This is a genomic window from Belnapia sp. AC561, from assembly GCF_979252845.1.
Map to the genome: position 1 here is coordinate 1 of NZ_CEEDBP010000050.1, position 24656 is coordinate 24656.

Genomic DNA, 24656 nt, shown 5'->3' on the forward strand with positions numbered 1-24656 from the left:
CACCTTCACCCCAACCGAGTGCACTAACTACTTTACCGCCGCAGGCTATGACGCAGACTGATAGGAAAACGCTCTAGAGGAGCGGATCAGGCCCCACCTACATCCAAGCGATGCCTCGTGGCGGGTCAATGAGACGTATGTGGCATTGAAGGGCTATTGGATCCTCTATATCGCGTGGTCGACAGCCGCGGTCAAACCATCGACTTCCTGCTCTCGGTCAGGCGGGACATCGCAGCGGCAGAGTGCTTATTCCGCAAGGCGCTGGGGCCGCTGCACACGGCGAGCCCGCGTGCCATCACGGTGGGCAAATACCCGGCCTACCCGCGCGCGGAGACGGAGATGAAGGTAGGTGGTGAGCTTTGGCGACGCTAGGTCACGTTTCTCAACAACGTTGTGGAACAAGACTATCGGCGCATAAGACGCTTGATCAGACCGGGGCTCGGCTTCGGCAGCTTCTGGACGGCGCGGCCATCCCTAACAGGCTACGAGGTCATGGCGATGGTAAGGGAGGGGCGGTTCCGGAGGATTGGCGGACGCGACATCCAAGCCCAAGCGACCTTCGTCGTTGATCCGTTCGACGTTGCTGCATGATTTGCCTGTTGCCAATCTCATTTACAGCGCACCTCAGACTTCGCAGCAGGACCCGATCTGCGCCGCAAACGATAGGTCATATCGTCGCTGCTGCTGAAGGATGGCCGGGTGTTTCCTGGCAATACGGCGTAGTGGGCGGTGCACGTGCGCTGGCTGCAGGATCAGACCTTCACCCAACACAGCGCAGCAGGTGGCATCGCAGGAGATGGTTCTGGCCAAGCGCCATGCCCGTGAGCGCCTGGCGCGGATCGACGCGGCGATCGTGAGACTGCTGCCGATTGGTCGCTGGCGCCAGTGGTCGAGGCGCTGCAGGCACTGCGCGGCATACGTCTCGTGACGGCCGCGACGATCATGGTCGAGGTTGGAGACCTCGGGCCTTTCGAGACCGCACGGCAGTTCATAGGTTGGCTCTGGCTGGTGCCCGATGAATGCTCTACGCGGCCTCGGTGCTCCCGCCATCGATGGCGGATGACATCGGACGCCAAGTGGCTTTGACGGCGGACATCAAAGCAGCGCGAGCATCGCGGATCCTGCAACCTCAGGTTCCTGACGGAGCCGACACAAGCCTGACAATTCTCCGACTCTTCCAGGCTTAGTCGGCGGCCTGGCTCACGATACCACTCCATCACAACGTCGCCAATTCGCGCTCAGGTTGCTGGGCCGTAGCGGTGTCGTGCAGGGCCGCGCGTCGGCATGGCGGGCGTTTTCGGAGAGGTAGGAAGGTCATGGCTCGAGGGACATCCGCAGCGGCCGCCAAGGCGGGCCTAGCTGCGCTCATGGCATTGGCGATCGTCGGCTGCACAAAGAAGCAAACCAGCTTCGTGCCGGAATCCGGCACGACGGTGGCCAGCGGTGGCGGCGGCGGCGCAGGGGCGGGGTCCCAGTCGGGATCCGGCTCCGGCAGCGCGGGTGGCAGCGCGGATGGCAGCGCCGGCAGCGCGGGTGGCAGCGCCGGCGGCCCGGGCGGAACCGGCGGTCCCGGTGGGACCGGTGGGACCGGCATGGCGTCCGGTACCGGCGGTATGGGTGGCACGGGCGGCCCCGGTGGCACGGGCGGGACCGGCGGCACGGGCGGTGACGGGGCGCCGGCGGGCACGCTCAGCCTGCTGGGCAGCACCCTCGGTGGCGTCGCTTCGGTTAATCTGGCCGGCGCCACCGTGCCGGGCTCGGCCGCGGGCACCCCGGCGACGCCGCCGCTGGTGGCGGCCGGCCTGCTCTCGCCGACCACCACGGCGAATGCGCCGGTGTCCGTCGATGTCGCCTCCGGCGCCAATGGCGGCGTGACCGGCCTGCTGAGCGGCGTGACCGGGACGCTGGGCACCGCCTCCAACGGCACCTTGCTCAACGCCGCCGGCAGCACCGTATCGCCGGTGCTGAGCACCGCAGGCACGCTGCCGGTGGTCGGCACCACCCTGGTCGGCGCGCTGCCCGGCACGACCGCGGCGCCGATCGTTGGCCTCAACCTCGGCGGCACGCAGCTGCTGGGCTCCGCCATGCAGACGCCGACCCTGGCCAATGCGGCGGTGCTGAGCCCGACCATCGCGGCAGGTTCGCCGCTCAACGTGAATGCGATGTCGGGCACCCTGGCACCGGCCGGGGTCGGCGGTCTCGGCGCCGCGGTGCCGACGGCGCTGGCGGGCCTGTCCGGCGGCGCGGCCGCGGGTCCGCTGGCGCCGGTCGGCGGTGCGGTGGGTGGCCTGGCCGGTGGCGGCTTGGCGGGTGGCGGTGGCGTGGCCGGCGGCCTGGGCGGCGCGGTGAGCGGTGTGGCCGGTGGCATCACCGGTGGCCTCGCCGGTGGCGGCACGGGCGCCGGCACGGTGGTCGGCTCGACCCTCGGCTCGGTCACCGGTGGCGCCGGCGGCGCGGCGGGCGGCAACCTGGTCCGCACCACGGTCGGCACCGTCGGCACCACCGTGAACGGTGTTGCCGGCGGGCTGCTCGGCCGCCGCTGATCCCGACGCCGGTGACCCTTACCTCGAACCGGGGAGCGCCGCGGCGCGCTCCCCACCGCCGCCGGGGCAACCGGCGGCTAGCCTGGCTGGCCGTGCTGGCGGCCTTGTCTCCGCTGGTCGCGCAGGCCCAGATCCTCGGGCCGCGCATCACCGACGGCGAGCGCAGCGACATCCGCGCCCCGCTGGTGCCGCCGCCGGGGCCGGCACCGGACATCGCCACGCCGCCGCGGGTCGATGCCGCCGCCGCGCCCGAGACATCGATCGCCGATGTCGCGGTGCTCGGCGCGGTCGGGCTGGGCCCGGCAGCGCTGCGGCCGGTGCTGCAGCCCTTCGTCGGCCGGAGGATCCGCCAGGACACGCTGGCGGCGCTCAGCACCGCGGTCGGCGACGCCTATCGCCAGGCCGGCTACGCCCTGTACGGCGTGGTCGTGCCGCAGCAGGATTTCGCCCGTGGCCTGGTGGTGCTGCGCGCCGTCGAGGGCCAGGTCGAGGAAGTCGCCTTCGAGGGCGATACCGAAGGGGCCGATTTCAGCCTGCTGCGCGCCTATGCCGACCGCATCATCGCCGAGCGGCCGCTGCGCCAGGCGACGCTCGACCGCTACATCCTGCTGATGCAGGACGTCGCCGGCCGCAAGCTGCAGACCCGGCTGGAGCTGCTGCCGAAGCCCGGCGCGGTGAAGCTGGTGGTGACGGTGCAGCGGACCTCCGTCCGCATCGGCCTCGGGCTCGACAACCTCGGCGCCGGCATCCTCGGCCATGTCCAGGGCGCGGTCAGCGCCACGGTGAATTCGATGCTGCGCGAGGGCGACAGCACCCGGGTCGCCTATGGCGCCCCGAGCGACCTGCACCGCTTCACCTTCCTGTCGGCCCGGCACCAGCAGCCGATCGGCAGCGACGGCTTCACCCTGGCGGCCAGCTTCGGCTACCTGCGGACCCGGCCGGCCAGCAACTCGACGCTGGACGGCACCGCCACGACCTTCGGCCTCCAGGCGGTCTATCCGCTGATCCGCCGGCCGCGCGAGACCGCGCAGGTCTTCGCCGCCTTCGACGTGCTCGACAGCCATTCGCTGGCCTTCGGCCAGCTGGTGAGCAACGAGGCGACCCGGGTGGTGCGGCTGGGCGGCGCCTATGCCCGGGCCAACGAGGCGGATACCCGCGTCGGCACCATCACCGGCATCCTGAACCAGGGGATCGACGGCTTCGGCGCCCGGCAGCGGCTCGGCTTCTATTACGGTCAGCCGGAGTTCACCAAACTGACCTTGCAGGCGACCCTGCAGCAGGACCTCTGGCCGCGCCGGCTGATCCTGCGGCTGCGGGCCAGCGCGCAGTATGCCGGCGACCGGCTGCCGGCTTCCGAGCTGTTCACCTATGGTGGCGTCACCCTCGGCCGCGGCTTCGATGCGGCGACGCTGTTCGGCGATCGCGCGGTCGGCGGCAGCGCCGCGCTTGCGGTGCCGCTGAAGCCGATGCTGACCGAGGCCGCGGTCACCCGCGGCCTGGGCAACACCGTCGGCGCGATGCTGCTGGGGACGGAGTTCTACGGCTTCGTCGACGGCGCGCGCGTGGCCAATCTCAGCCCGGTGCCGGCGCCGCGCGGCAACCGCGCCAGCTCGGCCGGCTTCGGCTTCCGGGTGCCGGTGATGGAGGAAACCAAGCTCGACATCGAGCTCGCCAAGCCGATCGTCACGCCGCTGTATTCCAAGGTCTCCGATGACTGGCGCTTCGTCTTCGTCGTTCGGCGTGACTTCTGAGCCGGCCCCCGGCGGGCCGCGCCGGCTAAGGCTGGCGCTGCTTGGCCCCGTGCTGCTGCTGGCCGGCGCGGCCTGCCTCGGAACCCTCGAACTGGCCCGCGCGCGCGGGGCGGCGGTGGAAGCCGCGGCCGGGGTGCAGCTCCGCCAGGCGGCGGAAGGGCTGCGGGCGGAACTGGCGGTGCTGCAGGGTGCGCTGGCCGGCTATGCCGGGATGCTCGAAGGGGCGGCGCCGCGGCGGGCGGCGGAGCTGGCACCGTTGGTCGGCGACCTCGCCCGGCGGGCCGGGCAGTTCCGCGCGGTGCTGGTGCTCGATTCGACCGGTGCACCGCTGCCGTCCGCCGCGGCCCGGGTCGGCGCGGCGCGGCCCGGCCCGCTGGCGCCGCCGCCGAAGCCGGGCGGCGCGGCGACGCTGGCGCGCGTCGGGACCGAGGCCTGGCTGCTGCAGGCGGTGCTGGCGGAGGGTGCCGCGGCCGCCTGGGTCCTCGCCGGACAACTCGACCACACGAGACTCGCGGCCGGTGGCGCGGCAAGGCTCGGCATCGCCACGCCCGACCTGGCAGTGGCGATCGGGCCGGCCGGCATGGCGGCCTGGCCGGCGGCGGACGAGGTGATCCGCGCCGAGGCGGGTGGCGGGCCGCTGCGGGCGCTGGCGGCGCTGCCGCGGGGCCCGGTCCTTGCAGAGGCGGCCGCGGCGCGACGCGGCATCCTGCTGGCCGGCGGCGGCGGCACGATCCTGCTGCTGCTCTGGGCGCTGGTTCTGCAGCGGCTGCTGCGGCCCGCGCCCGGCGGCACCGCGCTCCCGGCCGCGCCCCGCCGGGGCGGCGAGCCCGGACATGGCTTCATGGCGGCGCTGCCGGTCACCATCTACCGCGGCGAGCTCTTCCCCGACGGGTCCTACCTGCCGGCGATGATGAGCGGCAACCTCGAGGCGCTGACCGGCCTGACCTGGCACGCGCTGTCGGTGCCGGGCGCCTGGCGCCGGCGGCTGGATGCCGATGGCCGTGAGGTGCTGGACGCCTTCTACCGCCGGCTGCTGGAGGAGGGCGAGGCGGTCGCCGACTACGGCTTCCGTCAGCCGGACGGCAGCCTGCGCTGGCTGCGCGACCATGCCCGCATCATCCGCATGGGCGAGCATGGCTTTGCCGAGGTGGCCGGCTGCCTGGCCGATATCTCGGTCGAGCGCCAGCTCGGCGATCAGTCGGTCGCCTCCGCCAAGCTGGCGACGCTCGGCCGCATGGCGACCAGCCTGGCCCATGAGCTGTCGCAGCCGCTGGGGGCGATCCTGCTGGCGGCGGAAAACGCCGTCGCCGCCCTGCCGGACGCCACCGACGCGCCGCTGTGGAAGGCCACCCACCGGCGGCTGCAGCGGATCGCGGAGCAGGCCGAGCGGGCGCGCCTGGTCGTCGACCACTTGCGGGCCTTCGGCCGGTCCGATGCGGGCGCGCTGGAGGCAGTGCCACTCGCCGCCGCCATCGAGGGGGCGATGCTGCTGGCCGGCCAGCCGCTCGGGCTGGCCGGGGTGGCCGTCACGCTGGCGCTGGCGGATGGCCTGCCGCCGGTCAGGGCGCGGCGGATCCTGCTGGAGCAGGTGCTGATGAACCTGATGCTGAACGCCCGCGACGCCATGCTGCAGCGGCCCGAGGAGCAGCGCCTGCTTCATTTCAGCGCGGTGGCCGGGCCGCGGCCGCAGAGCGTGACGCTGCGGGTGCAGGACACCGGGCACGGCTTCCTGCCGGAGGTGCTGCCCCGGCTGTTCGAGCCCTTCTTCACCACCAAGCCGCCGGGCCAGGGCACCGGGCTCGGGCTGTCGATCTGCCACGGCATCCTGCAGTCCTTCGGCGGCAGCATCGCCGCCAGCAACGCCGCGACCGGCGGTGCGGTCTTCGAGCTCGTGCTGCGGGAGGCCGCGGTGCCGGGCGGCGCGGCGGTCCAGTCCCCCGGCGCCGCGGAAAGGGAAGACGTGTCGTGATGCCAACCGAGGATACCGCCGCCGAGGCCGAGCCGCTGGTGCTGGTGGTCGACGACGACGCCACGCTGGCGGCCGAGGTGGTGGCGCTGTTCCAGCGCTACGGCTTCCGCACCGAACAGGCCGGCAGCTGGGGGGAGGCGATGGCGAAGCTCGGTGCACGGCAGCCGGACGTCATCCTGCTCGACCAGCAGCTCGCCGGCGTCGATGCTGTTGCCCGCATCCCGCTGCTGCGCGAGGCGACCGACGCGCCGATCCTGGTGGTGACCGGGAATGCGGATGTCGCCGACCGCATCCTCGGCCTGGAACAGGGCGCCGACGACTTCCTGGTCAAGCCGGTCGCCGGCCGCGAGTTGGTCGCCCGGGTCCGGGTCGCGCTGCGGCGCCACGGCGCGGGTGAGGCCCGGCCGGACCTGGCCGGCTGGACCCTCGACCGGGGGGCGCTGTTCCTGGTGGCGCCCGATGGCCGGAAGACCCGAGTGACGGTGACGGAGCTGGAGCTGCTGGCGGTGCTGCTCGGTGCCCGGGGCCGGCCGGTCTCGCGCGAGATGCTGACCCGGGCGGCGCTCGGCCGGTCATGGCGGGGCGGCGGCCGGTCGGTCGACAACGCCATCGCCGTGCTGCGGCGCAAGCTCGGCCAGGGGCGGGACGATGGGCCGATCCGGACGCTGCACAACGCCGGCTATGCCTTCGTCGAGCGGGTCGGTCACCGGGTTCCGACAATCGCCTGAATATTCCTGACATTACCTGCAGAGACAGAACAACCCGGACCTCGGCATCATAGTGACAGGAATTTGATCCGAAACGGTAGGCACAAAGGTGTGAAGCGCCCGCGGCCGACCAGCAAAGGGATGGGCCTCACCTGTCATGAACCGCACTGCCGCAGCATCAGGCGCAGCCAGGACGGTTTCAGGTCTGTGGTCGGCGGGATTCCGTCGCCACGGCCCAGGCATGAGTATTCTAACCGGGCTTCATTCTTCCGAAACGACTTCGTTGCGGCCTTCGCCCTTGCCGGCCATGGTCGACGCCATCGCCGCCGGCTGCGTCACCGTGCTCCTGCAGGGTGCGCTCGCCATCCTGATGCCGGAGGTCGGCGAGGGCCGGATCGATGCGCCGCTGCTGGCGCTGGCTGCCGCCTTCGCTGGCTGCGGCTTGGGCTTCGGCCGGATCTTCGCCCGCGGCGGCGGCCTGGCCGGATCGCTGGGCGGCGGCGCGGCGCTCGGCCTGGCGACCTTCGGCTGCGGCGTGCTGGTCGCCCAGGCGCTGCGGCCAGGCCTGCTCGGCCTCGCCGACGGTGCGACCCTGTCGCTCGGGCTGTTGGCCACCAGCGGCCTCGCGGTCGTGACCATCGGCCTGCTGGGTGCTGCCGACCGGCGCCGGCGGCTGCTGGGCGATGCCTGCTTCGGCGCCATGGCCGTGGCGCCGGGGGTGGCGCTGCTGTGCGGTGCCGCGGCGACAATCGGTGCGCCGGTGCTGCCGAAGGGGGCACTGCCGGTCGCGGGGGTGCTCGGCTTGGCGCTGCTTGGGGCCCCGCTGCGGGTTGTGCTGCAGGCCCTGCTGCGCCGCCGGGCGGCCCGCAGGCTGGCAGCCGAGACCGGCCGGCTCGGCCGGCTCGCCGACGCGGTTTCCGACGGGATCGTCTTCCTCAAGGCCGGCCGCATCACCGGCAGCAACCACAGCTTCCAGCGCCTGCTTGGCCGGCCCACCGCGGTGCCGCCGCAGACGCTCCTCGAGCTGTTCCCGCACCAGGGTTCGGCCTGGCACAGCATGGTGCTGGAGACCCGGCTCGAGGGCACCACCGAGGCCCTGCTGGTGGCCGAAGGCGGCGGCATCTCGGTCGAGCTCGAGGTGCGGCGGCTGGACGAGGCCGATGATGCACGGCTGCTGCTGGTCTGCCGCGACCTCCGCGACCGGATCGCCACCGCGACGCGCATGCACCACCTGACAAGCCACGACCCGCTGACCGACCTGCCGAACCGGGAGCAGCTGCTGCGGGCGCTGGGCGAGCGGGTGGAGCGCGCCCGACTGGCCGGCCGCCGCTTCGCCGTGCTCCTGGTCGGGCTCGACGGCTTCCGGTCCTTCAACGACCTCTATGGCTATGCAGCGGGCGACCGGGTGCTGCGCGACACCGCCGGCCGGATCCGCGCAACGGTCGCCGCCGGCGACCTAGTCGCACGGATCGGCGGCGACGCCTTCATCGTCCTGCCGGCGGCCGAGGAGCAGGAGGCGCCGGCCGGGCTGCTGGCCGACCGGCTGATCACGGCGCTGGCCGCGCCGCATGCGATCGGCGCCGAGGCGGTGCAGGTGACCGGCTCGATCGGCGTGGCGCTGTTCCCGCGCGATGCGGACCAGGTCGAGGACTTGCTCGGCATCGCCGATGTCGCGCTGCGGCGGGCCAAGGACGCCGGGCGCGGCCGCGTCGCTCTCGTGCAGGCCGAACTCGACGCCGCCGCCCGCCTGCAGCGCGGGCTCGAGCAGGAGCTCAAGCTCGCCATCGCCTTCAACCAGTTCCGCCTGGCATTCCAGCCGCAGGCCCGCACCGCCGACCTAGCGGCGACCGGCTTCGAGGTGCTGCTGCGCTGGCAGCATCCGCTGCGCGGGCCGGTCGCGCCGGACCAGTTCCTGGCCATCGCCGAGGCCTCCGGCATGATCCAGGAGATCGGCGCCTGGGTGATGCGCGAGGCCGCGCGCGAGGCGGCCCGCTGGGCGACGCCGCTGCGCATCGCGGTCAACGTCTCGCCGCTGCAGATTCGCCACAGCGACGTGGCGCGGCTGGTCCGCGAGGCGCTGGCCGACAGCGGCCTGGCGCCGGAGCGGCTGGAGATCGAGATCACTGAATCCGTGCTGATGCACGATACCGAGCAGACCCTCGGCATGCTGCGCGAGATCAAGGCGATGGGCGTGCGCATCGCGCTCGACGATTTCGGCACCGGCTATTCCTCGCTGGCGACGCTGCGGACCTTCCCCTTCGACAAGCTGAAGATCGACCGCAGCTTCATCCGCGACCTCGAGAGCGATCCGCAGGCGGCGCCGATCGTCCGCAGCGTGCTGTCGATGGCCGCGGCGCTCGGGATGCAGGTGGTGGCGGAGGGCGTCGAAACCTGGCCGCAGCTCGAATTCCTGCAGGTGGAGGGTTGCACCTCGGTGCAGGGCTATCTGATCGGCCGGCCGTTGCCGACCGGCGGCTACGGTGGCGTCACCGACGGCGGCACCCCGCCCTGGCTGCCGCCGTCAGCCGAGGTATCGCCACCAGGCCAGCAGCAGGAACGGGCCGAGCAGAAGCGGCGCGAAGGGCGTGCCGCGGCCCTGCAGGCGGCCATCGGCGGGCGGCGCCCCCGGCAGCAGGCGAAGGCGGCGCGCCTGGCGCCAGCCGGCCAGCACGGCGCCGGCGAGGCCGATGGCCAGGGCGATCTGGAAGTCGGTCCACTGCATGGCGGCGACCACTGCCCCAAGCTTGACGTCGCCGCCGCCGAGCAGGCGCCAGCGCCACGCGGGCAGCAGCGCCAGCAGGGCCACCAGCGCGTGGAACCCGGCCGCACCCGGCGCCGGGTCGCCAAGCAGCCCGATGCGGCCGAGCGCGAGGCCCAGGCCGAGAAGGATCATCAGGTTCGGGATGCGGCGGTGCCGGGCATCGGTGAGGGCGGTCCAGCCTGCCCAGAGGGTCACCAGTCCGAGCCAGGCAAGCATGCGCCGCGGAACTCCCCCCGGAAACGATGGCTCGCGCCGGCCACCGCCGCCGGGGCCGCTTCGACCGGGGTTTCTCTAGCAGGGATGCTGCCATGACGACACCCAGCCCCGCTTCGGCACGCGAGTCCGGCCCATGCTGACCGCGCCGCGCAATCCGCTGCTGCTGGGCGGTGGCGCCCTGCTGCTCGCCGGCGCCGCGTTGCTGCTGCGGCAGTGGGTGAGCCTTGCCCCGCCGCCGCCGCTGGCGGTGCTGCAGCCGGTGCAGGACGTGCCCGCCGCCGCGCCCGGCTACGTCGTCGCGCTGCAGGAGATCCCGCGCGGCGGGGTGGTCGAGCGGGCCGCGCTCGGCCTGCTCGGCATGGAGCGGGCGCCCTCGGCCGAGGCGACGACGCGGCTGGAGGATGTAGTGGGGCGCGTGGCGCTCGAGACCATCGCGGTCGGCCAGACCGTGCTGCGCAGCGGCGTCAGCGCCGAGCCGGGTGCCGGCGGCCTCGGCGCGCTGGTGCCGATGGAAAGCCGCGCGGTGACCCTGCGCGTCGCCGAGGATACCGGCGTGGCCTTCCTGGTGCGGCCGGGCGACCGGGTGGATGTCGCGGTGGCAACCCAGGACGACGGCCAGGCGAACGCGGCCGCCGCCCGCGCCGGCCCGCCCGACCTGTCCCGGCTGGTGCTGCAGGACCTGCTGGTGCTGGCAGTGGGCGAGACGCTTGGGCGGGAAACCGCGGCGGCGCAGCGCGGCCAGGCGGTGCAGCGCAACGTCACGCTGGCGGTGACGCCGGAGCAGGTGCCGCTGCTGGCGCTGGCGCGCGGCGACGGCGGCTACCTGCTGGCGCTGCGCAACCCGGCGGATCGCCAGCTCGCCGCGCTCGGCCGGCTGGGCCGCGGCGACCTGCTAGGCGCCGCGCCGCCCGCGCCGCCCCGGCCGGCGCCGGTGCCGGTTCACCGTCCAGCCGTCCGCAGCGGCCCGGAGATCATCCGCGGTGCCGCCGGAGCGACCCGATGAGCCGCCTCCGACGCCGCCCCGGTGCGGCCCTCGCCCTCGCCATCGGGCTGCTCGGCCTGCCGCAGGGCGCGGCCCTGGCCCAGCGGTCCGCCACAAGCGCCGCGCCGGCGCCGGTGCGGAGCATCGGCCTCGGGCTCGGCATGCAGGAGTTGCTGGAGATCGGCCGGGGGGTGACCCGGGTGGCGGTCGGCAATCCGCAGGTGGCGGACGTCAGCCTGGTCGGCGGGCGGCAGCTCCGCATCCTCGGGCTCGGGGCGGGTGAGACGGACATCCACATCTGGCGCGGCCAGGCCCGCAGCCGGATGGTGGTCTCGGTCGGGCAGGGGCTGGAGGGCGCCCGCGCCGCCGCCGCGAGGGATCCGGCGCTGGCCGGCGTGCAGGTCGGCAGCGAGGCGGGCCGGGTGGTGCTGCGCGGCACCGTGCCGAGCCTCGAGGCGCATCAGCGGCTGGTTGCGCTGGCCCGGCCGGAGCGCGGCGAGCTGGTCGACCTGACCCGCATCGCCGCGGACCTCGTGGTGGCGGTCGAGGTGAAATTCGCCGCCGTCCAGGCGACGCGGCTGCAGCAGCTCGGCTTCAACTTCCGCGCCCTCGGCACCAGCACCCAGGGCGCCCTGGTCGGGCCGGGCAGCATCGCCAACAACGGGCTCGTCGGCGGCAACGGCTACGTCAACCCGAACCAGTCCTCGACCGCCAACCTCGGCACCCTGGCGGCCTCGGCGACCGGCCTCGCCTCGCCCATGAGCAGCGCCTTCAACCTTTTGGTCGGCAGCAACACCAACAACATCCTGGCCGCCATCTCGATGCTCGCCTCGACCAACTTCGCCCAGCTGCTGGCCGAGCCGGTGCTGCTGGTGCGCTCGGGCGAGCAGGCCTCCTTCCTCGCGGGCGGCGAGATCCCGGTGCCGACGCCGATCGTCGGCGCCGGCTTCACGACCGTCACCATCGACTACAAGCCCTTCGGCGTGCGGCTCGACGTCGCGGCCACGGTGATGTCGGACGGCCGCATCCTGCTGCGGGTGACGCCGGAGGTGAGCGAGCTCGACTACTCCAACGCCATCACCCTGCAGGGCTTCAGCATCCCGGCCTTCCGCAAGCGCTCCGCCACCACCACGGTGGAGCTGGCGAGCGGCCAGAGCTTCATGCTGGCCGGCATGACCTTCTCCAACACCAGCAACCTCGCCGACCGGTTGCCCGGCCTCGGCCAGCTGCCCGTCCTCGGGCCGCTGTTCTCCCGCACCAACGCCTCGCGCGACATGCAGGAGCTGGTGATCATCGCCACGCCACGGCTGGTCCGCCCGCTGGAGACGGCGCGGCTGCCGGCCGGCCTCGCCACCCGCGCGCCGCTGCCGAACAGCCTCGACATCGCGCTGCAGCGGAACACCGCCGAGCAAGCCGCCAACCAGTTCGGATTGATGCGATGAACGCGATGACGGAAACCCCGCTGCCGCAGGCGGGGACGGCGGTGCCGACCGCGTTGGTGCTGACCCTCGACAGCCAGGTCGTCGACCGGGTCGGCGCGGCGCTGGCCGGCCTGGCGATTCTGCATCGCGCCGATCCCGACCCGGATTCGGCGCTGGCGGCGCTGCAGCATGTCCGGCCGCACCTCGTGCTGGTCGATGTCGCCGATGCCGGGGCCGAGCTGACCACGGTGCTGGCGCGGCTGCGCAACGACGCGCCGACCGCGGCGCTGGTCGCCCTCGGCGACGAGACGGCGGCCGACCTGATCCTCGCCAGCCTGCGCGCCGGGGCGCAGGATTTCGTCGGCCGCAGCACCGGCGAGATCGCGCTCCGCCGCGTCCTGCGGCCGCGGCTCGAGCGCGGCCCGCGCAACGCCGCGGCCGGCCGGCAATCGCCCTGCTTTGCGGTGGTCGGCGGCCGGCCCGCCGATCCGGCCCGGGAGGTCGCGCTGGCGATCGCCCTCGACCGCTGCGCCGGCGGCAGCCGCAAGGTGGTCTTCCTCGATCTCGGCACCGGGGCGCAGGAGGCCGAGATCGCGCTCGACGTCCGCTGCGGCTACGGCGTCGCCGATGCGCTGGACGACGTGGACCGGCTCGACGGGGCGCTGCTGCGCTCGGCGCTGCCGCGGCATGCCGCGAGCGGGCTGGCGCTGCTGCTGCTGAACGACTACCGCGACCCGGCGACGCTCGATGCGGGCGACCTCGGGGTGCTGGTCGCGCTGCTGCGCGGCGTCTACGACGAGATCGTCATCCATTGCGGCGCGGCGCCCTTCGGCCCCGGCCCGCTGGCGCTGCTCGCGGCGCAGCGCCGCGCCGCGCTGGTGGTGACCCAGAGCCTGGCCTCGGCGCAGGCCGCGGCACGCGGGATGAAGCAGCTCGAGGTGCTCGGCGTGCAGCCGCGCGAGCGGCTGGTCCTCGCGGTCGCCGACTTCGACGCGCGGATCCAGCCGAGCGCCCTGGCGATCGGCGGGACGCTCGGGCTCGGCTCCGTCGTCGCCCTGCCGGAATGCCGGGTGGCGCTGCGCAACGCGGAGAACCAGGGCCGCCTCGATGCCGGCCTCGCCGGCCATCGCGGGCTGGCCCGGCAGGTGGCGGCGCTGGCCGCGCGGCTCGGCACCGCCGAGGCGCCGGCGATCCCGCCCGGCACCCTCGGCCGGCTCAAGGCCCGGCTCGGCCTGGGCCGCGTCGCATGAGCGAGGGCATGCCCCGCGGCAACGGCGTGTCGCTCAGCGACAGCTACCAGCAGATCCAGGCGAGCGCCTTCCGCTTCGTGCTGGACCGGCTCGAGCTGCGCGGCACGACGGCCGAGGCGCTGCAGCGCCACGCCGTGCGGGACGAGGTCTCGGCCGCCGTTGCCAGCACGCTGGATGCGACCAACGGCGTGCTGAACGGCGCCGAGCGCACCCGCATGATCGACGAGCTGCTGGACGACATCCTCGGCTTCGGGCCGCTGCAGCCGCTGCTGGACGATCCGACGGTCGACGACGTCATCGTCAACGGCCCGCGCCGGATCTATGCCGAGCGGGGCGGGCGGCTGGTGCGGGTGGCGGCGCGGTTCCGCGATGATGCGCATGTGATGGCGGTGATCCAGCGGATCGTCGGGCCGATCGGCCGCCGGGTCGACGAGGCCTCGCCCTATTGCGACGCGCGGCTGGCCGATGGCTCGCGGGTCAACGTGGTGGTGCCGCCGGTCGCGCTCGACGGGCCGGCGATCTCGATCCGCAAGACCCGGCGTGTGGCGCTGCAGGCGGTCGACCTGATGCGCCGCGGCACCGCCCCGCGGGAGGCGCTGGACTACCTGGCGCGGGCCACCCGGGCGCGGCTGAACATGCTCATCATCGGCGGCACCGGCTCAGGCAAGACCACGCTGCTCAACGTCATGTCCGGCTTCATCAATGAGACCGAGCGGCTGGTGACGATCGAGGATGCCGCCGAGCTGCAGCTCCGCCAGGAGCACGTGGTCCGGCTCGAGGCGCGGCCCGCCTCGGCCGATGGCCGCCAGGCGGTTTCCAGCCGCGACCTGATGCGCAACGCGCTGCGGATGCGGCCGGACCGGATCATCTTAGGCGAGGTCCGCGGCATCGAGGCGGTGGAGATGCTGCAGGCGATGAGCACCGGCCACGACGGCTCGATGAGCACGCTGCATGCGAACAGCCCGCGCGACGCGCTGGCGCGGCTCGAGATGCTGCTCGCCTTCAGCGGCCTGCCGCTGGAACCGCGGGCGCTGCGCCGCTTCATCAACTCCTCGATCAACGTCATCGCCGAGGTACAGCGGGGCAGCGACGGGCAGCGCCGCGTCGTCAACGTCACCGAGCTGGCGGGGGTCGAGGAGGACAACTACCGGCTGCACGAGATCTACGTCTATGAGCCCGATGCCCCGGTCCGGGCGGGCGCGGCGCCGCTGCTGTTGCGCTCCGGCTTCCGCGAGCAGCTCGCCCAGGTCGCGGGGCTGCCGGCATGAGCGGCGGCGTGGCGGCCCTGCTGATGCTTGGCGGCGGCGGCCTGCTGCTGGCCGCGTCGCGCCGTGATGGCATGCGCCGGCGGCAGGTGGAGCAGCGGCTGGGCGTGCTGGCCAGCGCCGGAGCCGGCACCGGAGCCGGCAATGGGGCCGCCGAGCCGGGCCGGACGCGGCGGCCGGTGGCGGCCGCAGCGGGCCGGTTCGATATCCTGATGCTGCGGGCCGACCTCGAGCCGGGCCGCTTCGCCTGGGGCCTGGGCACGGCGGCAGCGGGCCTCGGCGGCACCGGCTTGCTGCTCGGCGGCGCGGGCTGGGCCGCGGCCGGCCTGGCCGGCGTGGTTGCGGCGGCGGGGCTGCTGGTGCGCCTGCGGATATGCCGCCGCCGGGCGGCGATCGAGGCTGGGCTGCCCGCCTTTATCGACCGGCTCTGCCAGCAGCTGCTGATCGGCGCCTCGCTGTCGCAGGCGCTGCAGCGGGCCATCCTGAATTCCAGCCCGGCGGTCCGCTGGGTCTTCGCCCCGGCCGAGCGCCGGCTGCAACTGGGCGAACCGCTGGTCGAGACGCTCGAATGGGCGGCGCAGCGGCATGGCGGCGTCGACCTCGCCGCGCTGGCGACCGTGGTCGGTGCGGCGATGCGCTTCGGCGGCCGGCTGTCGGAGACCCTGCGCGGGCTTGCCGGGATGATGCGCGACCGGCAGCGGATCGCTCGGGAGCTGGAGGCGGCGACCGCCGAGGTCCGCACCAGTTCGTTGGTCCTCGCCGCGCTGCCGCCGCTGATGGCGGGCGGCCTGACGCTGCTGTCGCCCGGCTTCCTCGACTACTTCGCCGATCCCGAGCGCGGCCGGGGCACGCTGGTCCTGGTCGGCGGGCTCTATGGCCTCGGCCTGGTGCTGCTGCGCCAGATCGCCCGGCCGCGGTTCTAGCGCCATGCCGGAATTCCTCCTCCCCTCGCTGCTCGTCGCCGCCGGTGGCGCTGCGCTGCTGGCCCCGATGCTGCGGCAGCGGATGCTGGCGGCCGTGGTCCGGCGGCGGCTGGCGGCGGCCTGCAGCGGGCAGTGGGACCGCGCGCCCGGGCGCTGGATCGGCGGCGCCGCCGCCTACGGCATCCTGGTCGGCTGCGGCCGCCTGCTGCTGCGGAACGAGGCCGGCGCCGCCGCGCTGGTCGCCGAATTGCGGGCCGCCTCGATCTGGCACCGCGATGCGGCGGCGGTCTTCGCGGCGGGCCGGGCGCTGCTGATCCTGCTCGGCGCCGGCATCGCGGTGCTGGCCTGGCCAACGGCGACGCCGCTGCTGGCGCTGCGCAGCGCGGCGCTCGGCGGCATCGTCGCCTATGTCGCGGCGAACCGTGCGCTGGGGGCCGTTTCCCAGCGCCGCGCCCGGCAGCTGCGGGCCGAGCTGCCGGCCGCCATCGACCTGATCGCGCTGGCCTTCGAGGGCGGCGCCGGGGTCGAGCAGGCGCTGCGCTTCGCGGCGATCCAGCCGGTGCATCCGGCCCCGCGGGTGCAGCGCGCCCTGCAGGTCTTCGCCATCGACCTCGATCGCGGCACGCCCTACGACTTGGCGCTGAGCCGGCTGGGCGAGCGGCTGGGCATCGAGGATGCGCAGGCGTTGACCGACCTGCTGCGGCAGTCGCTGCAGCATGGCACCGAGCTGATCGTGCCGCTCAAGGCGCTCGGGCGCGACCTGCGGGAACGGCGGGTCGCCGATGCGCGCGCCGCCATCGGCCGGGCGACGACGATGATGACAGTGGTGATGGTCACCTGCCTGCTGCCGGCGCTGCTCATCCTCATCGGCGCACCGAGCGTGGGCGCCATCATGAACGTGCTGGGGCGGTACGCGTGATGCGGTGCAGGCTGGCGATACTCGGGCTGGCGGCGCTGCTCGGCGGCTGCGGCGGGAGCGGGCTCGGCGTGCTGCCGTCGCTCGGCCTCGGCCGCACCGCCGCCGAGGGCAGCGATGCGGCGCAGGCGCAGGTGCTCTACCTCGACCTCATCAGGGGGCTGCAGCAGCGCAAGCTGTACCGCGCGGCGCTCGCCCATCTCGACGAGTTCGAGCGGCTGCACGGCCGGCAGCCGCAGGCCAGCCTGCTGCGGGCGGAATGCCTCGCCGAGGTCGGTGACGATGCCGCCGCACGGGTCGCCTTCCAGGGCCTGCTGCGCGGGCCGCATGCGGCCGCCGCCCGGCATGGCCTCGGCATGCTCGCCGCGCGCGAGGAGAAGTGGCCGCGGGCGATCAGCGAGTTCAACGCGGCCCTGGCGCTGGAGCCGACCAGCACGCGGGTGCTGAACAACCTTGGCTATGCGCTGCTGCGCTCGGGCGATGTCGCGGGGGCCGAGTTCCGGCTGCGCCAGGCGGCCGAGCTCGAGCCGGACAATGCCGGGGTGCGCAACAACCTGGCGCTGCTGCTGGCCGCGACCAATCGCAACGCCGAGGCGGACAGCCTGCTCGGCACGGCCGGCAATGCGCCGATGCGCCGCGCGCTTCGCCAGGAAGTCGCCCGTCTCAACCCCACCCAGGAGGCCAGGCAGTGAACCGCCGCATCATCGAGCAGGCCCTACCCATGCTGATCGCCGCCGCTGCCCTGGCGAGCATCCCGCTGGCCGGGCTCGCGCAGGAGACGCCGACCAGCGCCATCCGGCAGTTGATCGAATTGCAGCTCAACAGCCGGGCGACCGGGGCGGCACCGGCCGGGGTGCCTGGGCTCGAGGCCGGCCAGCTGGTCCTGCCGCCGCCCAGCCGCGCCATGCCGACGCCGCGACCGACCGGGGCCGCGAGCGCTTCCGCGACCATGCCGAACGCCGCGTCACGGCCGCTGCCATGAGCGACCGCCGCGTGCCGCTGCCGCCTGTGCCTGACGATCCCGAGGCAGGCGCCGTCGGCGCGCTGACCGGCTTGGTCATGGCGGCGGTCTGCGGCATCGCGGCGCTGACCATCGATGCCGGGCAGATCCAGTACCAGCGGCGATCGCTGCAGGCCGCGGTCGATGCCGCGGCGCTGTCGGCGACCCGCCACCCGGCGACGGCGGAGAGCCTCGCCGCCGGGGTGCTGGCACGGCAGAATTTCGCCGCGGCGACGCGCACCGTCACGGTCGGCGACTACGTCGACGATACGCGGCTGGCGGCCCCCGCGCGCTTCACCCCGGGCGGCGCCGCCGGCACCGCGGTCAGGGTCCAGGCCGAGACGACCGTGCCGCTCGGCCTGATGCGGCTGCTGGTCCCGGCGACGACGGCGCGGATCGCGGCGACGGCGACGGCGGCGCACCGGCCGGAAGCCGGCTTCACCATCGGCAGCGGTCTCGCCACGATCGACGGCGGGATCGCCAACCAGGTGCTGGGCCGCCTGCTCGGCGGCTCGGTCAATCTCAGCGCGGCGGCCTATACCGGGCTGCTCACCAGCAACGTCCGGATGGTGCGGCTGCTGGATGCCACGGCCGGGACGCAGGCGGGGACCTACCAGCAGCTGCTCGGCAGCCAGGCCCAGGTCGGTCCGCTGCTCGGCCTGGCGGCGGGGGTGCTGGCACCGGGCGCCGGCCAGACCGCGGGCACCTCGCTCAACCTGCTGTCGCAGGCGACCAATGCCGGGCGCAGCCTCGGGGTCGGCGCGCTGCTCAATTTCGGCGTGCACCAGACGCGGCAGGTCGGCGAGCTGGTCGCCGACCGGTCCTATGCCGATGCCAGCGTGAATGCCCTGGACCTGGTCCAGGCGGCGGCGGCGCTCGGCGGTCCGGTGAGCGCCTTCGATCTGCCGGCCGGCATCACCATCCCCGGGCTGGCGACGGCGACGGCGCGGCTGCTGCTGATCCAGCCGCCGCAGTCGACCGGCTTCGGCCCGGTGGACGTCACCCGGGCGTCGACGGCGCAAATCCGGCTGATGCTCAGCGTGAAGCTGGTCACCCTGGTCGGTGGCGGCGTGGTGACGGTGCCGATCCTGATCGAGGCGGCGCCCGCCAGCGGTGTGCTGACCGCGGTGACCTGCGACGGCGCACCCTCGACCGATACCCGCATCACCATCCGGGCCACCACCGGCCTCGCCCGGGCGCGGATCGGGACCATTCCTCCGGCGGCCTTCGACAGCCCGGCCGCCACCATCGGGACCCTGGCGGCGGCGCCGATCGTCGCCACGCCGGCCATCCCACCGCTCGTCCCGGCCATCAACCTGGTCGGCGCCACGGCGGATGCGCAGGTCGGCACGGCGAGCCGGGACCTGAGCTGGACTGCGGCGGAGATCGCCGCGCGCAGCACGCGCTCGGTCGCCGGGGGCAGCCTCGCCGGCAGCCTGGTCGGCTCGCTCGTCTCGAGCCTGCAGCTGACGGTGCTGAGCGGCCCGGCCGCCAACCTGGCGGCGCTCCGTTCGGCGCTGACGCCGGTCCTGGCGGCGCTCGACCCGATCGTCGACCAGATACTGGGAGCCGCAGGCGTCCGCCTCGGCTTCGCGGAGATACGGCCCATCGGGGCACGCTGCGGCGTGCCGTCGCTGGTGCTGTGAGGACATTCGTGCCGCCGCGCCGGAGCGGCGGCATGGGTTGCGACATCCCCTCCGGCAACGTTGTACGAAGGAACGACACCATGTTCGCCACGCTGATCCAGACCATCCGCAAGCTCGGCCAGGACGAGGATGGCGCCGCGGCCATCGAGTACGGGCTGATCGCCGCCGGCATCGCGCTGCTGCTCGTCACCGCCATCACCCCGATCGGCACGTCGCTGGCCGCCATGTTCGGCCGGATCGCCACCGGCCTCGGCGCCGGCTGAGGATCCGAGCGTCCCGTGCGTGCTTCGCACCGTCAGGAGTCCGATCCGGAAGCAGGCGCCGTCGCGGTGGAATTCGCACTGGTCATGACGGTTCTGCTGATGCTGCTGCTGGGCATCATCAGCTTCGGCCTGCAGTTCGGCACGCGGATCCTGGCGGTGCAGGCCGCCAGCGAAGGGGCGCGTGCCGCCGTCGCCGGGCTCAGCGATGCCGAAAGGCTGAGCCTCGCCACGACCGCGGTCGCGGCCACGCTCGACCGCTTCGGCGGACTGGCCGCGGCGCGGACCGTCAGCATCACGCCGGCGGGGGCGCCCACCAGCGAGATCGGCGTGACGGTGACGATCGACCTCAGCCGGTTCGACGTGGCGCGGTTCTCGCGGCTGGTCCCGGTGCTGTCCAGCCGGCCGAGCGCCTCGGTGGCGGTGCGGGTCGGTGGCTTCTGACCGCCTTCCGGGACATCCTGCCGGAGCTGCCGGCGGCGCTGATCTTCATGGCCCTGGCGGTGACCGATGCGCGGTCCCGGCGGCTGCCGCGGCCGATCATGGGGGCCTTCTTCCTGGCCGGTGGTACTGCGGCCGTGTGGCGGGGCGGGCTGGCCGGCCTGGCGATCGGCGTTGCCGGCGCCGTCCTCGCCGCGATGCCGCTGGTGCTGCTGCGCCGGTGGCTGCCGAGGCACTGGCGGCTCGGCGGCGGCGATATCCGGCTGGCGGCCGCGCTCGGGCTGTGGCTCGGGGCCCCGGCCGCGCTGCTGGTCCTCGCGGCCGGCGCGGGGCTTGGCGCCGGCCTCGGCGCCATCTGGGTGGTGGTGGTGGTGGGGGGCGGCCGGCGGGCGCCGGATATTCCCTTTGCCTGCGCCTGTCTTGTCGCCTTCGCCATATGGCTTTTCGTCGACGGGGCGTTGCCGGTCGATTGAGCGGCGCCGGCGGGTTCGGCGTTGCCTCGGGCGGACCGGCAATTCACTCTCGTTCGACCGCTTGATGGAGCCGCTTGGATGGGACGCTGGTTGGACTCCCTACTGGATACCTCGATCCTGACGCCGCACGGCTTCTGCTTGGCCTGGGACCCGGCGCTGCTGTGGGTGCATGCGGGTGCGGATGTACTCACCGCCTTGGCGTATTTCACCATCTCCTACGTCCTGCTGCGGCTCGTCCGGTACCGTCGGGACCTGGCCTATCCCTGGGTGTTCCGCATCTTCGCCGCCTTCATCCTCGCCTGCGGCGTGACGCATGCGATCGGCGTACTGCTGCTGTGGGAGCCGTACTACTGGCTGGCCGGGATCATGAAGGCGGCGACCGCCGCGCTGTCGGTCACGACGGCCATCCTGCTGCGTCCGCTCTGGCCGCGGATCCTGGAGTTGCCTTCGCCCTCGCAGCTGCGCCGGGTGAACGCGCAACTCGCCGCCGAGATCGCGGCGCGCGACGCGGTGGCCAACAAGCTGCGTGCCAGCGAGGCGCGCTTCCGCGCGATCTTCGAATGCTCACCCGATGCTTTGGGACTTCTGCGGCAACGACCCGATGGCGAGTTCCGGTTCGAGGCGATCAACCCGGCGCTGGCGGACCTGCTGGGCAAGCCGGCGGAGCAGATCGAGCACGCCGCCCTGGGCACGGTCTTCGGCCAGGCGCAGGGGGATGCCGCGCAGCGCCGCTACCAGGATCGCGCCACCCGGGGCGGCACGGCGCGGTTCGAGACCGAACAGCAATTGCACGGCCGCCGGCATGTCCTGGAGACCGCGCTGGTGTCGTTGCGGGAGTCCGAGGACGGGCCGGTCCAGCTGCTGGAGTGCACCCGCGACGTGACCGACCGGCATGGGCTCGAGTCGCGGCTGCTGCAGGCGCAGAAGATGGAGGCGGTCGGCCAGCTGGCCGGCGGGGTCGCGCACGACTTCAACAACCTGCTGCAGGCAGCGCTGATCAACATCGAACGCGCGGAACATGCGACGGAGAGCGACCCCGATCATGTGCGCGACATGCTGCGCTCGGCCTCGCGCATCCTGTCGCAGGGTTCGCAGCTGATCAACCAGCTGCTGCACGTCTCGCGGCGCAAGCCGTTGCGGGCGGAGCGGCTGCAGATCGGCTATATCCTCGGCGAGATCACCGACCTGCTGGAGCGGGCCGCAGGCGACGCGGTGCAGATGGCCATGGTCGCGGCGCCCGATCTCTGGTCCAGCATGATCGATCCCGCCCAGTTCGAGACCGCGGTGCTGAACCTCGTCATCAATGCCCGGGATGCCATGCCGCTCGGCGGCACTCTGACGATCTCGGGCACCAACCTGCGGTTCTCGGCGGGGGAGGCGGCGGTGTTGGACCTGGAGCCGGGCGAGTACGTCAGCTTGGTGCTGACCGATACTGGCATCGGCATGAGCCCGGAGGTGCTCGACCGGGTGTTCGAGCCATTTTTCACCACCAAGGATGCCGGCGAGGGATCCGGCCTCGGCCTGGCGCAGGTGCACAGCTTCGCCAAGCGCTCCGGCGGCACGATTACCATCGAGAGCGAACCGGGCGCCGGCACCAGCGTCGCGCTCTATTTTCCGCGCTGCGCGCCGGCCCGGGCGGCCGCCATCACGCCGCAGCGCCGTCCGCTGGCGGAGCGCACGCGGCTCTCGGCGCGGATCCTGCTGGTCGAGGACGATCTGCGCGTCCTAAACCAGACCAGGCTGGCGTTGCAGGAGATCGGGCTGCAGGTCATTTCGGCCCGCGACGGGGAGGCGGCGATGCAGGCGCTGCGGATGCGCGGGGATATCCAGCTGCTGCTGTCCGACGTCGTGCTCGCCGGCGGCATCAGCGGCGTCGAGGTGGCCCGCGGCGCCCTGGCGCTGTACCCGGGGCTGCCGGTCCTGCTGGTCTCGGGCCATGCCGAGGAAGTGCTGGAGAAATTCGGCGCGATCGACGAGTTCCAGCTGCTGGCCAAGCCCTACAAGCAGGCCGAGCTGCTGGCGCTGCTGGTGCAGATGCTCGGCCCGCAGGCATTGCCAGCGACGCCCTGACGGCGGCCGGTGGCATGTCCGGTCAGGCGGGATTCTCGAAGCCGGTGAAGGCATAGCCGCGGCTCCGCATGGCGACGATGACTTCGCCGCCGCCGGCTTGGCCGATCTTGAGGCGGAGCTGATATACGAGGTTGTCGATCGAGCGGTCCTCGACGCGGTAGGGACGGTTCAGGACGCGCTGGGTCAGGATGTCGCGGTCGGTCGGCTGGCCGGGGCATGACGACAGCACCTCGAGCAGGCTGAACTCGGCGGAGGTGAGCGGTACGGGACTGCCGTTCGGCTGATACAGCCGCCGTTCGTCCACCGAGATCCGCCAGGTCGGCTTCGGCGTCGACGAGTGCGCGGGCGATAGTGCCCGCCGCAGGTGCGCCCGGATCCGAGCGACGATTTCCCGGCCCGAGATCGGCTTCAGCAGGAAATCCGCGGCTCCCATCTCGAGACCAAGGATACGGTCGGCCTCGAGCTGGTTGCCGGACAGGAAAACGACAGGGGCATCGGTCAAACGGCGCAGTTCGCCCAGATGCATGATGGTATCGATGCGCCCAAGGCGTTGATCAAGAATGATAATGTCAAAGCGGTTTGTTTTCAGTACGGCAAGAGTGGCAGGCCAGTTTGCAACATGCGTGGCAGCCAGGCCGTACATGCGGAGCATCTCAACTAGGCCTTCCGCCATTGATATATCATCGTCGACAACGAGGACTGCAATATCGGACACTTCCATCTCAAGCTTCGCTGCCGAGTTACCAACCATATTGACGTTCCGTGTTGATTATCAGGTCGCTGGGTAACGAATTCTTCACCTGCTCCCTACGGCGACTTCCTTTCCGCTTCCTCAACCATGAGTGGCATGTAAACTTAAATGCAATCTCATTTTCAAGCATGAAGCGACATTGTCAGGGGGATCGGGCGGCGATCACGGGGAAAGTGAACGACATCCGATGGGCGTGGCTGGCTAGCACTTCGTGTCATGAATAGCTGACGTGGCACTGAGCGTTGGCAGCACGGGTATTGCGGCAGGATGCGGGCGCATTCGCGGGCGATGCGAACGCGCATGGTGGCGATGGAGTCGGCGACGTGCCGTTTAGGCCGGATTGGCGGGTTCGCGTGGCCGGTAGGGTTCTGTTGCAAAGTTTGCAGCGGGCTATGAATGAGACTGGCAGTAGGCAGATCAGGCAGCAACGTTGAACAGAGCGGAGACGAAGGTCGCTTGGGGCTCCGATGTCGCATCCACCCATCCTCCGAACCTGCCCCTTCCTCACTATGGCCATGACTTCGTAGCCCGTCAGGGTTCGTCGCGCCGTCCAGAAGCTGCCGAAGCAAAGCCCCGGTCTGGTCAGGCGTTTTATGCGCCGATGGTCCTGCTTCACTATGTTATTGAGATACTTGATCTGGCGTAGCTGCGAGCATCGCCACAGCGCACCGTCTTCCTATTGCTCGGCGTCCCGCGCGACATATCGCAGTTTGTCCAACCAGCTGGGCAAAGGGTGTAGTCGTGCCGTTCCCATCGCTCCAGAACTTGAGAGTTTTAAGTAACGGTTAGCAGGCCTGGGTCGCAGTTGGGCACGCTGCCGATGCAGCGATCAAAGCTGGCGTACGTTGGAGGCGCGTAAGCGGGAGCGCGTTGCCGCTGGGCGTGGCTTCAGGCATTTCTCCCATTGGAGGGATGTCCGTGGTCGGTTCCAGCACGGGAGGGCGCAGCTGCGGCCGGCCCTGAGTGGTTTCGATGGATCGGCGCTTTCGCTGGGAATCGAAGCAGAGGCGAAGGCAGCACGTCGCGGGTTTTGAGCCCTGCTTGAGGCTGAGCGCACACCACCGTGGGAGTGGCGTGCCGCCAAGCGGAACGGCCAGGCTAGCGTGACGGCAGAGGCGCCGGTGGCACCTCCCCGCTTCATACCAGCGGCGAACAATGGTGTTAACTGCGGCGCAAAGCAGTAGTGCCGGGAGATGGTCCAGCGGTGCCGAGGCACGTTCTACCTGCAGCAATGCGGGCTCTCGCGCCTGGACGGGGACCGGGATCGGGTGCCTTGCGAAACCCTATGTAGGTAAGAATCACTGCAGCCAT

22 protein-coding genes and 1 pseudogene are annotated in these 24656 nt (G+C 72.5%); 20 read left to right on the plus strand and 3 right to left on the minus strand.

Annotated elements, in window-relative coordinates:
* The first annotated feature begins 156 nt into the window (after positions 1-156).
* The 7 genes and pseudogenes from AC0IW9_RS27085 to AC0IW9_RS27115 form a co-directional block, all read left to right on the plus strand.
* Entirely contained in the window at positions 157-372 is a 216-nt protein-coding gene (locus AC0IW9_RS27085) for a DDE-type integrase/transposase/recombinase (RefSeq protein ID WP_471651413.1), read from the plus strand.
* Positions 373-885: 513 nt separating this feature from the next.
* A complete protein-coding gene (locus AC0IW9_RS27090) occupies positions 886-1086 on the plus strand; it encodes a transposase (protein WP_471651414.1) in 201 nt (66 codons plus the stop codon).
* 281 nt (positions 1087-1367) lie between these two features.
* On the plus strand, positions 1368-2543 hold the full coding sequence (locus AC0IW9_RS27095; RefSeq protein ID WP_471651415.1) for a hypothetical protein: 1176 nt from the start codon (positions 1368-1370) through the stop codon (positions 2541-2543).
* Between the two features lie 104 nt (positions 2544-2647).
* The gene (locus AC0IW9_RS27100; protein ID WP_471651416.1) at positions 2648-4294 is read left to right on the plus strand and encodes a ShlB/FhaC/HecB family hemolysin secretion/activation protein; all 1647 of its coding nucleotides are present in this window, start codon (positions 2648-2650) and stop codon (positions 4292-4294) included.
* Complete coding sequence (locus AC0IW9_RS27105) at positions 4284-6263, plus strand: ATP-binding protein (RefSeq protein ID WP_471651417.1); 1980 nt, start codon at positions 4284-4286, stop codon at positions 6261-6263. The genes AC0IW9_RS27100 and AC0IW9_RS27105 overlap by 11 nt, the downstream gene beginning before the upstream one ends.
* The gene (locus tag AC0IW9_RS27110) at positions 6263-6991 is read left to right on the plus strand and encodes a response regulator transcription factor (RefSeq protein ID WP_471651444.1); all 729 of its coding nucleotides are present in this window, start codon (positions 6263-6265) and stop codon (positions 6989-6991) included. The genes AC0IW9_RS27105 and AC0IW9_RS27110 overlap by 1 nt, the downstream gene beginning before the upstream one ends.
* 1201 nt (positions 6992-8192) lie before the next feature.
* A pseudogene (locus AC0IW9_RS27115) lies at positions 8193-9419 on the plus strand (putative bifunctional diguanylate cyclase/phosphodiesterase); the annotation flags it as partial.
* A 72-nt stretch (positions 9420-9491) separates the two neighbouring features.
* Here AC0IW9_RS27115 and AC0IW9_RS27120 read toward each other — a convergent pair.
* On the minus strand, positions 9492-9947 hold the full coding sequence (locus AC0IW9_RS27120; RefSeq protein ID WP_471651445.1) for a prepilin peptidase: 456 nt from the start codon (positions 9945-9947) through the stop codon (positions 9492-9494).
* Between the two features lie 133 nt (positions 9948-10080).
* Between AC0IW9_RS27120 and cpaB the strand changes: the two genes are divergently transcribed.
* The 13 genes from cpaB to AC0IW9_RS27185 all read left to right on the plus strand — a co-directional run bounded on the left by cpaB (position 10081) and on the right by AC0IW9_RS27185 (position 22594).
* Positions 10081-10950 carry a Flp pilus assembly protein CpaB gene (gene cpaB / locus AC0IW9_RS27125; protein WP_471651418.1) on the plus strand — a complete coding sequence of 290 codons (870 nt, stop codon included), beginning with the start codon at positions 10081-10083 and terminating at the stop codon, positions 10948-10950.
* Entirely contained in the window at positions 10947-12371 is a 1425-nt protein-coding gene (locus AC0IW9_RS27130) for a type II and III secretion system protein family protein (protein WP_471651419.1), read from the plus strand. The genes cpaB and AC0IW9_RS27130 overlap by 4 nt, the downstream gene beginning before the upstream one ends.
* A complete protein-coding gene (locus AC0IW9_RS27135; RefSeq protein WP_471651420.1) occupies positions 12368-13600 on the plus strand; it encodes an AAA family ATPase in 1233 nt (410 codons plus the stop codon). The genes AC0IW9_RS27130 and AC0IW9_RS27135 overlap by 4 nt, the downstream gene beginning before the upstream one ends.
* Complete coding sequence (locus AC0IW9_RS27140; protein WP_471651421.1) at positions 13597-14868, plus strand: CpaF family protein; 1272 nt, start codon at positions 13597-13599, stop codon at positions 14866-14868. The genes AC0IW9_RS27135 and AC0IW9_RS27140 overlap by 4 nt, the downstream gene beginning before the upstream one ends.
* Positions 14865-15788 carry a type II secretion system F family protein gene (locus AC0IW9_RS27145; protein WP_471651422.1) on the plus strand — a complete coding sequence of 308 codons (924 nt, stop codon included), beginning with the start codon at positions 14865-14867 and terminating at the stop codon, positions 15786-15788. The genes AC0IW9_RS27140 and AC0IW9_RS27145 overlap by 4 nt, the downstream gene beginning before the upstream one ends.
* A gap of 4 nt (positions 15789-15792) precedes the next feature.
* Entirely contained in the window at positions 15793-16707 is a 915-nt protein-coding gene (locus tag AC0IW9_RS27150; RefSeq protein WP_471651423.1) for a type II secretion system F family protein, read from the plus strand.
* Positions 16707-17396 (plus strand): tetratricopeptide repeat protein, encoded by a 690-nt coding sequence (locus tag AC0IW9_RS27155; RefSeq protein ID WP_471651424.1) that lies wholly within the window; start codon positions 16707-16709, stop codon positions 17394-17396. The genes AC0IW9_RS27150 and AC0IW9_RS27155 overlap by 1 nt, the downstream gene beginning before the upstream one ends.
* A complete protein-coding gene (locus AC0IW9_RS27160) occupies positions 17393-17686 on the plus strand; it encodes a hypothetical protein (RefSeq protein WP_471651425.1) in 294 nt (97 codons plus the stop codon). Before AC0IW9_RS27155 ends, AC0IW9_RS27160 begins: the two co-directional genes overlap by 4 nt.
* Positions 17683-19350, plus strand: coding sequence for a TadG family pilus assembly protein (locus AC0IW9_RS27165; protein WP_471651426.1), 1668 nt, complete (start codon positions 17683-17685; stop codon positions 19348-19350). The genes AC0IW9_RS27160 and AC0IW9_RS27165 overlap by 4 nt, the downstream gene beginning before the upstream one ends.
* Positions 19351-19430: 80 nt before the next feature.
* Positions 19431-19613, plus strand: coding sequence for a Flp family type IVb pilin (locus AC0IW9_RS27170; protein ID WP_471651427.1), 183 nt, complete (start codon positions 19431-19433; stop codon positions 19611-19613).
* 15 nt (positions 19614-19628) lie between these two features.
* Entirely contained in the window at positions 19629-20054 is a 426-nt protein-coding gene (locus AC0IW9_RS27175) for a TadE/TadG family type IV pilus assembly protein (RefSeq protein ID WP_471651428.1), read from the plus strand.
* Positions 20055-20101: 47 nt separating this feature from the next.
* Positions 20102-20524, plus strand: a complete 423-nt coding sequence (locus AC0IW9_RS27180) for a prepilin peptidase (protein WP_471651429.1) — start codon at positions 20102-20104, stop codon at positions 20522-20524.
* Between the two features lie 78 nt (positions 20525-20602).
* Positions 20603-22594, plus strand: a complete 1992-nt coding sequence (locus AC0IW9_RS27185) for an ATP-binding protein (RefSeq protein WP_471651430.1) — start codon at positions 20603-20605, stop codon at positions 22592-22594.
* Between the two features lie 22 nt (positions 22595-22616).
* On the opposite strand, the gene AC0IW9_RS27190 is transcribed toward AC0IW9_RS27185, so the two are convergent.
* The gene (locus AC0IW9_RS27190; RefSeq protein WP_471651431.1) at positions 22617-23315 is read right to left on the minus strand and encodes a response regulator transcription factor; all 699 of its coding nucleotides are present in this window, start codon (positions 23313-23315) and stop codon (positions 22617-22619) included.
* A gap of 244 nt (positions 23316-23559) precedes the next feature.
* Positions 23560-24009, minus strand: coding sequence for a DDE-type integrase/transposase/recombinase (locus AC0IW9_RS27195; protein WP_471651446.1), 450 nt, complete (start codon positions 24007-24009; stop codon positions 23560-23562).
* Positions 24010-24656 lie beyond the last annotated feature (647 nt).

What these genes read in the sequence shown, in the direction of transcription:
- AC0IW9_RS27155 (WP_471651424.1), top strand. Translation starts at nt 16,707, where the DNA reads ATGCGGTGCAGGCTGGCGATACTCGGGCTGGCGGCGCTGCTCGGCGGC.
- cpaB (WP_471651418.1), top strand. Translation starts at nt 10,081, where the DNA reads ATGCTGACCGCGCCGCGCAATCCGCTGCTGCTGGGCGGTGGCGCCCTG.
- AC0IW9_RS27135 (WP_471651420.1), top strand. Translation starts at nt 12,368, where the DNA reads ATGAACGCGATGACGGAAACCCCGCTGCCGCAGGCGGGGACGGCGGTG.
- AC0IW9_RS27185 (WP_471651430.1), top strand. Translation starts at nt 20,603, where the DNA reads ATGGGACGCTGGTTGGACTCCCTACTGGATACCTCGATCCTGACGCCG.
- AC0IW9_RS27120 (WP_471651445.1), bottom strand. Translation starts at nt 9,947, where the DNA reads ATGCTTGCCTGGCTCGGACTGGTGACCCTCTGGGCAGGCTGGACCGCC.
- AC0IW9_RS27165 (WP_471651426.1), top strand. Translation starts at nt 17,683, where the DNA reads ATGAGCGACCGCCGCGTGCCGCTGCCGCCTGTGCCTGACGATCCCGAG.
- AC0IW9_RS27140 (WP_471651421.1), top strand. Translation starts at nt 13,597, where the DNA reads ATGAGCGAGGGCATGCCCCGCGGCAACGGCGTGTCGCTCAGCGACAGC.
- AC0IW9_RS27190 (WP_471651431.1), bottom strand. Translation starts at nt 23,315, where the DNA reads ATGGAAGTGTCCGATATTGCAGTCCTCGTTGTCGACGATGATATATCA.
- AC0IW9_RS27180 (WP_471651429.1), top strand. Translation starts at nt 20,102, where the DNA reads ATGGCCCTGGCGGTGACCGATGCGCGGTCCCGGCGGCTGCCGCGGCCG.
- AC0IW9_RS27150 (WP_471651423.1), top strand. Translation starts at nt 15,793, where the DNA reads ATGCCGGAATTCCTCCTCCCCTCGCTGCTCGTCGCCGCCGGTGGCGCT.
- AC0IW9_RS27170 (WP_471651427.1), top strand. Translation starts at nt 19,431, where the DNA reads ATGTTCGCCACGCTGATCCAGACCATCCGCAAGCTCGGCCAGGACGAG.
- AC0IW9_RS27130 (WP_471651419.1), top strand. Translation starts at nt 10,947, where the DNA reads ATGAGCCGCCTCCGACGCCGCCCCGGTGCGGCCCTCGCCCTCGCCATC.
- AC0IW9_RS27110 (WP_471651444.1), top strand. Translation starts at nt 6,263, where the DNA reads ATGCCAACCGAGGATACCGCCGCCGAGGCCGAGCCGCTGGTGCTGGTG.
- AC0IW9_RS27095 (WP_471651415.1), top strand. Translation starts at nt 1,368, where the DNA reads ATGGCATTGGCGATCGTCGGCTGCACAAAGAAGCAAACCAGCTTCGTG.
- AC0IW9_RS27145 (WP_471651422.1), top strand. Translation starts at nt 14,865, where the DNA reads ATGAGCGGCGGCGTGGCGGCCCTGCTGATGCTTGGCGGCGGCGGCCTG.